The sequence below is a fragment of the Bartonella jaculi genome (assembly GCF_039543045.1).
GTDB classification, from domain to species: domain Bacteria; phylum Pseudomonadota; class Alphaproteobacteria; order Rhizobiales; family Rhizobiaceae; genus Bartonella; species Bartonella jaculi.
This window is the reverse complement of the sequence record NZ_BAABIZ010000139.1, coordinates 1-957: the sequence shown is the minus strand read 5'-3', so window position 1 is coordinate 957 and position 957 is coordinate 1. Positions and strand designations below refer to the sequence as shown.

At 48.5% G+C, this 957-nt stretch carries 1 protein-coding gene; it reads left to right on the top strand.

Translation table 11 applies throughout. From position 1 onward, the window contains the following. The coding region (locus tag ABD915_RS09835; RefSeq protein WP_345117771.1) for a phage tail sheath family protein at positions 1-957 on the top strand (957 nt) is incomplete at both ends.

Sequence of the window (957 nt, the reverse complement as noted above, 5' to 3'; positions counted from 1 at the left end):
AAGTGATCCTTGTGCGGGTAGAAGAAAAGTCAACCATTGCTGAGACACAAGCCGAAATGGTAGGGTCCAATACGGCTTTGACCGGTGTTCATGCTCTAGCGCATGCTAGAGGGCATTTAGGTGTGGAGCCTGGCATTCTCTTAGCGCCAGCTTATAGTGCAGGGCGCCTTGATAATGGCAAAAACCCCGTGGCAGATGCCTTGGAACAAGTGGCAGAAAAGCTGCAAGCGATTACCGTGTTTGATACGGGGGGGAAAAATACGGAAGAAAGCTTTGCCTATCGCGCAGATTTTTCCTCACGCTTTTGTTATCTCATTGATCCCTTTGTGCGGGTAGCAGATAGTGAGGGGGGCTTTAGTATAAAACCAGCAAGCCCTTTTGCAGCCGCCATGTTTATCAAGCGTGATAAGCAAAGGGGCGGTGTTTTTTGGTCTCCCTCCAACCAAGATGTTAAAGGCATTTTAGGAACCGCACGCCCCATTAGCTATTTTGATGGCGAAATCGATCATGAGGCTAATCGTCTCAACCAAGCCGATATTGCCACCTTTATTCCCGCCCGCCTTAGCCAAAATTCCCAAGGTCAATTTGCTGCCAATGGGCGCATTTTATGGGGCAATCACACCACCTCGAGTGATCCACTCTGGCGTTTTGTCAATGTGGTGCGCACTCGTGCAGCCTTGGAAAAAACCATCATTAACAATTTCCGCCCTTGGGCGAATGATGAGAATCTCACCGGTCAACATGTTATTGCTATCACCCGCTCTTTGACCAGCTTTCTTGATGATCTGATTGCGCGTGGTGCATTGCTTGGTGGGCGAGTTTGGTTTGATCGTGATTTGAATTCAAACAGCAATTTGCAATTGGGAAAATTGCGGGTGGAATTTGATGCAGAAGAAGTCCCCCCTCTCGAAGATTTAAGCTTTGGAAGCCGGCGCAATGGTGCTTACTTTAATCGGC